6 protein-coding genes are annotated in these 6,209 nt (G+C 59.7%); 4 read left to right on the forward strand and 2 right to left on the reverse strand.

Annotation, left to right across the window (positions count from 1 at the left end; all coding sequences use genetic code 11):
- Positions 1–562 precede the first annotated feature (562 nt).
- The 3 genes from VGU61_RS11935 (at position 563) to VGU61_RS11945 (ending at position 2,521) form a co-directional block, all read left to right on the forward strand.
- Positions 563–1,228: a DUF2076 domain-containing protein gene (locus VGU61_RS11935; protein ID WP_326859349.1), complete on the forward strand. Its 666-nt coding sequence runs from the start codon at positions 563–565 to the stop codon at positions 1,226–1,228.
- A gap of 120 nt (positions 1,229–1,348) precedes the next feature.
- The gene (locus VGU61_RS11940; protein ID WP_326859350.1) at positions 1,349–1,975 is read left to right on the forward strand and encodes a histidine phosphatase family protein; all 627 of its coding nucleotides are present in this window, start codon (positions 1,349–1,351) and stop codon (positions 1,973–1,975) included.
- 144 nt (positions 1,976–2,119) lie between these two features.
- Positions 2,120–2,521: an FKBP-type peptidyl-prolyl cis-trans isomerase gene (locus VGU61_RS11945; protein ID WP_326859351.1), complete on the forward strand. Its 402-nt coding sequence runs from the start codon at positions 2,120–2,122 to the stop codon at positions 2,519–2,521.
- A 62-nt stretch (positions 2,522–2,583) separates the two neighbouring features.
- On the opposite strand, the gene VGU61_RS11950 is transcribed toward VGU61_RS11945, so the two are convergent.
- Positions 2,584–3,633 carry an FmdB family transcriptional regulator gene (locus VGU61_RS11950; RefSeq protein WP_326859352.1) on the reverse strand — a complete coding sequence of 350 codons (1,050 nt, stop codon included), beginning with the start codon at positions 3,631–3,633 and terminating at the stop codon, positions 2,584–2,586.
- Positions 3,634–3,875: 242 nt separating this feature from the next.
- Between VGU61_RS11950 and VGU61_RS11955 the strand changes: the two genes are divergently transcribed.
- On the forward strand, positions 3,876–5,096 hold the full coding sequence (locus VGU61_RS11955) for an MFS transporter (RefSeq protein ID WP_414691629.1): 1,221 nt from the start codon (positions 3,876–3,878) through the stop codon (positions 5,094–5,096).
- A gap of 40 nt (positions 5,097–5,136) precedes the next feature.
- Here VGU61_RS11955 and VGU61_RS11960 read toward each other — a convergent pair whose 3' ends face one another.
- Positions 5,137–6,033 (reverse strand): YihY/virulence factor BrkB family protein, encoded by an 897-nt coding sequence (locus VGU61_RS11960; protein WP_326859354.1) that lies wholly within the window; start codon positions 6,031–6,033, stop codon positions 5,137–5,139.
- Positions 6,034–6,209 lie beyond the last annotated feature (176 nt).

The raw sequence follows: 6,209 nt of genomic DNA on the forward strand, positions 1-6,209 counted from the left end.
GCCGATGAAGCCCGCTCCACCGGTGATAAGAAAATTGCTGGACATCCGAAGGCTTCTTTAATGTGGGCGACCGGAAATAAATGACCTGGTGCAATGCATTGCTACTGTTTTCGTTTCAGGCCATCACCGGTACTGTTGAACGCCTCCACGATAGATCAGCTCTTGAATGCGCTCAATAGAAAAGGCGCGTACCGAAGTAGATACAAACCTTTTAGTTAACTTATCTCAAGCAGGACGTTGTTTTGGATGCGGCAAACCAGCGCACTTCTCATGCCGGAGTGCAATCAGATAAAGATGAAAAGAGCATGGGGTGTGCCGACTTTTTATTTTTTTATACCGGCCTTATTTCCGGTCGTTAAGGAATTCGGACGAACGCTGGCTTCATTACTTGGTGAAGTGCAATCTTATGTTTGCCGTATCGATCATTTGAGTACACGCAGAGCGAAGAATCGACGCTGTACCATAGGACAAGAAAGAGAGCGCTTCGGAACGTGATGCGCTCCGAACGACAGGCGTTACGATCTGTCGAATCGGGTTTTACGGTCCATCAAGGAGTGCTGCGATGAATTCACAGGAAAGAGATGCTCTGCAGGATTTTCTTCACGAGCTGGCGCGGGGGCGGGTGCAGCATAAGGATCCGGAAGCGGAAGCGATGATTCTCCGGACGGTGAGCAATGTGCCGGATGCGCCTTATCTTCTGGTGCAGCGCGTATTGCTGCAGGAACAGGCGCTGAACGCCGCACGCCGACAGATTGCATCGCTGCAGCGCCGGCTTGAAGCCACGCTGCCGCATGACGGCGGCTTTCTCAGTCCTAGCTCGGATTGGGGACATAGCGAATTTCGCACACATCCTTCGCATGCCAAGCACCATCCGGGATCGGCATACCGCTACGGCGACCCGCGCGGCTATTACGATCCGCGGATGGTTCGTCCGGGCCTGATGGGCGGCGGCGCAGGCGGTTTTCTCGGCAGCATGGCGGGTGTTGCCGCAGGCGCTCTGGCGGGATCCTTTCTGTACCATGGCATCGACGATCTGCTGCATCACGATCATGCGGACGCGAACAGCCAGCAGGGGTTGGCCGATATGTCCGGTGATGCGGGACAGGCGGAGCGCTTCACAAGCGACACGGGATGGGACTCCGGCGACCTGGCCGGCGATGCCGGTATCGACGATATCGGCTTTAGCGACGATAGCGGCATGGGAGGAGGCGAAGGAGATTTTCTGTAAAGACGTGCGGCCTGCGTGTTTCGCATGTGCGTGGGCAGCCCGTATCGTCGAGTCGTACCATTATTGATGCATGATAAAAATGCATCACCCTGTCAACCATGATTGCTCCTGTAAGACACCATGCGCCGCCTTCGCCTGCTCGCGTTCCTGCTGTCATGCATGACGGCACATTTTTACGCTGAGGCTGCACCGGAAAGCATTCCCGATGCAGCGTCCTCCGCGCCCGACGCCGCGCGAGCGATTCCTTTGCACGACCTGGCGTCGGCGCTGAGGAACGGTGGATACGTGGTTTATTTTCGTCATGCCGCGACCGATTTTTCCAAGCCCGACGGGGCGATGAAAGGCTATGACGATTGCGCCAACCAGCGCATGTTATCGTCCGATGGCCGCAAGGCGGCGCGGGCAATCGGGGAGCGGATCCGCGCATTGAAATTGCCGGTGGGCGAAGTGCTGGCAAGTCCGTATTGCCGCACGATGGAGACCGCGACGCTGGCGTTCGGGCAGGCGACCCCGAAGTCCGAAATCCGTGAAAGTCAGGGCGGCGATTATGCCGGCCTGAAGCGCTTGTTCGCCTCGCCGGTGGCGCAGGGAACCAACCGCTGGATAGTCGGGCACGGCACTCCATACCGCGCGGTTGCCGGTCCACCGCATCTGGCGGAAGGGGAGGCCGCCGTCATGCTGCCGCAGCCATCCGGGTGGACCGTCGTTGCGCGCGTGACGCAGGAACAGTGGAGAGAGATGCGTTAATAACGATATAGGTAAAATCCGTGTGCCGCGATACATCGCGCCGAGCGGGGTGATGCCGTTTTGCGTCACAATCCAGGTTCGGCATTTCCAGCCCGCAGCACTTGCGGCGACTGCACCCGTTCACAATCAATCGATAAGGATTCTATGAAACTGCTTTTCCCCCTTCTCCTCGCGGTCTCCGTTTCCGCCTTCGCCGCCTCGCAATCCGCACCCGAAAAGCTGCCGTCCGGCGTGATCGTCGAAACCATCAAGGAGGGCAAGGGCGAGAGTCCGAAGGCGTCCGACAAGGTGAAGGTGCATTACAAAGGAACGCTCGAAAACGGCACCGAGTTCGACAGCTCCTACAAGCGCAATGAAGCGATCACGTTCCCGTTGTCACGCGTCGTCCCATGCTGGACGGAGGGTGTGCAGAAGATCAAGGTCGGCGGCAAAGCCAAGCTGACCTGCCCACCGCAGACCGCCTACGGCCCGCGCGGCGTTCCCGGAACCATTCCGCCGAACAGCACCTTGCATTTCGAGATCGAGTTGCTGGCGATCGAAAAATAATCGTTTCCTGATGCCGGCGTCATCGCTCATCCGCGCCGGCGTTCACGTCCACGTCCACGTCATCAACGGCCGATAGTCATGTAGTCCTTGTTCTGCATGATTTCGTTGATGGCAGCGACGTAGGCGTCGCCCGTCGGGTTCGGGCTGGCATTGCCACTGACGTAATAACGCAAGCCGTTTTCCACTCCGCCATGATCTTCAATGCGCATTGCCAGATTGGCCGCCGCGACACGAAGCTGGAGGATCGCGCTATTGTTGTAGTCCTCTACGCTCACCGGTTGCCCGCCCACCCGCGGATTGACCGGGCCGCCGTCGCGCCATTTGCCGTCGTCACCGAGGAACTGCCTGGAAATCTGGCCCAATCCAAGTGAAGCGTTATCCTGCGCAGCCCTATCGGTATCACCCACATGTTTCATGGCATCGCGATAATCGCGGCTGAATGCGCCGGACTCCTTCTGAAGCATCGCGCGGAAGAGGTTCGGGTCCAGGCCATACTCGAGAGCTACCTTGTCGGCGGCGCGGCCGAAAGACGCCTGGTCATAAATCATTGCGTTCTGCGCCTTCTCATCCTCCTCACCACGGTGGATCGGCATGAATTTCGGGTTTGTCGTCCTTTTTGCTTCTTCAAGATTCGCCGCGTGGTTCCCTGGACTGTCCGACGGAGGGGAATCGGTCGAAGGAGTGGAGGGCGGTGTCCCGGAAGGGGCTTGCGGCGGTTGATCGGCAGGCGACCCGGGTGAACGGGAACCGCCCGGATTCGTTGCGGCCGGATTGAAGAAGCTCGGCATTCCGGAATTCGGATTCGTTGCCGTCGGATTGAAGAAGCTCTGCATACCGGAATTGCCGTTCGATAGGGTGTTGAGCCCGGACAACAGCATCAGCAATAGCTGGTTGGCCGAGCCCATCAGGCTGCCTGAATTGCCCATGAATTGATTGAAACCGAAGTCCGATGATGGCGTGGATCCGAAGTTCAGCGGTCGATTCATGTCCAGATTGCTGAACGGATCCCGTATGTCGCCAGCGTCCGGCAAGCTGAATTGCGGTAACGGCTGGGACTGGATATTGACCGGCCTATAAGATTGAAACAACGATGCGATATTGGTTAGCTCCATGTCCGCTCCATAAAAAATTTACTCGGCTTTCATTTCCTTGATACATGGGTGGTGGAAGGCGGCGATTTGTCTCCATTGCCGGACACTATTTTTGAGCGACGGGATGGACGACAAACAATATTGAAGCGGGGTGAAAGCAGCGGCTGCTCCCGTCCATTGCCCCTGCGCCGGGACCGGATAGCGGACTTTGCGTAGAATGCAGTTCCTTTACGCCGCGATCCTGCCCGGGCCGGCCGCCTGCAATGCCTGCAATGAAGAACCCCTTAGTTACCTATCCCTCCTTCCGGTATTTTTTCCTCAGCCGTATCGCTTCCGCCGTCGCGAGCCAGATGATGATGGTCATCCTCGCATGGCAGATGTACGACCTCACCAATAGTGCCTGGGACCTCGGCCTCGTCGGATTGGCCCAGTTCCTGCCGTCGCTGGTCCTGATCCTTGTCGCCGGCCAGGTGGCCGACCGGCTCGACCGGCGCCTCGTGATGGCCTGGTGCCTGTCAGGACAGATGATGATTGCCGCCATTCTGGTGACGGGAACGATGCAAGGCTGGCTCAGCCGCGATGCAATCCTCTTGGCATCGGTTGCGCTCGGCATTGCCAAGGCATTCCAGATGCCGACCCAGCAGGCACTGGCGCCGCAACTGGTCCCGGCCACCGTGCTGCCGAGGGCACTGGCGACCGTCTCGTCCGGCACCCAGGCGGCCGTCATCGTCGGGCCGGCGCTCGGCGGTTTCGTGTATGTCGCCGGCGCACAGGCGGTCTATATGCTGTCGGGGGTGTTGTTTGCTGCCGCCATCGCGGCGATGCTATGCATCAGGGTCCAGGAACCGCCGCGCGCCCGCGAGCCGGTGACCCTGCAAACCTTGTTTGCGGGCTTCGACTACATCTGGCGGCGCAAGGATATCCTCGGCGCAATATCGCTCGACCTGTTCGCGGTACTGCTGGGCGGCGCGGTGGCGCTGCTGCCCATTTATGCGAAGGACATCCTGCATGTCGGCCCGTGGGGCTTGGGCCTGCTGCGCGGCGCGCCGGCGGCGGGCGCCTTGCTCATGTCGATCTATCTCGCGCAACGCCCGATCATGCGCAATGCCGGCAAAGTGATGTTCGGGTCGGTCGCGCTGTATGGCGTAGCCACCCTGGTGTTTGCGTTGTCCACGTCGTTCCTGCTGTCGCTGGCGGCACTGGCGCTGTCGGGCATGTTCGACATGGTGTCGGTTGTCATTCGCCAGTCGCTTGTGCAGCTCGATACACCCAACGAGATGCGCGGGCGGGTCAGCGCAGTCAATTCGGTGTTCATCGGCGCGTCCAACCAGCTCGGCGAATTCGAGTCCGGCGTAACTGCCTCCTGGTTCGGTGCGGTGCCTTCGGTGCTGATCGGCGGTGTCGGAACGCTGGCCATCGTCGCGGCATGGATCAGGCTGTTTCCTTCGCTGGCCCGGCGCGACAGGCTGGTGTCGCCATCGTAGCTGGTGAAGAGCCCGCTGCGTTCCTGGATGGGCGGCAGGGTTACCCGGTGGTATGGAAGGGCACCGGCGGCGCGTCCTCGCGTTCCTTGCCAATGCGTTCGTATTCCGAGATCACCTGCGCGCCGAACAGCAGCAGGGCCGCGCCGATCTCCAGCGACAGCAGCACGATGATGGAGGTCGTCAGCGAGCCGTACACCGTGCTGACCTGCGACAGGGTGCCGAAGTACCAGACGAGAACATGGCGTGTCACTTCCCACAGCAAGGCAGCGGTCACGCCGCCGAGCAATGCGCGCCGCAGCGACAGCCGCCCGACGGGCATGACCAGATAAACCGACGTAAGTACAAAGATCTCGCCCAGCAGTCCGAGCAGGTACAGCAACACGCCGGACACGCCGCCGAGGGACCAGTTTTGCCCGAAGACATGCAGGGTTTCCTGGCCCATGGCCTGCAGGCTTCCGGCCACCAGCGTCACCAGCAGCAGGCCGATGCCGAGCGACAGGATGTAGCAGTAGGGCAGGATGGCCGACACCAGAAAATGCCGGCGGTGAATCGCGACGCGATGGACGAAGATCACCGACATCGCATTTTCCAGGACGGTGAATGCGAGCGAACTGAAAAACAGCATCGTCGCCAGCAACACCCAGCCGATCACCTGGCGGTGCGTCATGAAGTTGGCCAGTTCGATAATGATGGGCCGGGACTGTCCTGGAATGAGCCATTCCAGATAGCGGCCAAGGGTCAGCAGCAGCTCGGTCTCATCGACGACGTGCGACAGCGCGATGACGATCAGGATCAGCAGCGGCACGATGGAAAGCAGGGAATAGTAGGCGACCGCGCCGGCCAGCAGCAGCCCCTGGTTGGCGCGAAAAGCCTTCATCGTGCGCAAGACGAACATGCCCGGGTTTCTCAATACCACTTCGGCTTCATGGCTCAGCATAGTAGAAAGAGGCTTTCGGTCGGGTTTGGTGTTTCCTTCCCGCAATGAAACACGTCTGGATGCAGGCGGAACACAGGAGCTCAAACCGTTCGTCCATGGCAAGCCTCCGATAGTTCAGGCCGTCAAGCCATGACACTGCGAATCCGGATGCCGGGGGAGCGGAAAACCGTGCTTTA

The organism is Noviherbaspirillum sp., assembly GCF_035944575.1.
In the GTDB taxonomy this organism is placed as follows: domain Bacteria; phylum Pseudomonadota; class Gammaproteobacteria; order Burkholderiales; family Burkholderiaceae_D; genus Noviherbaspirillum.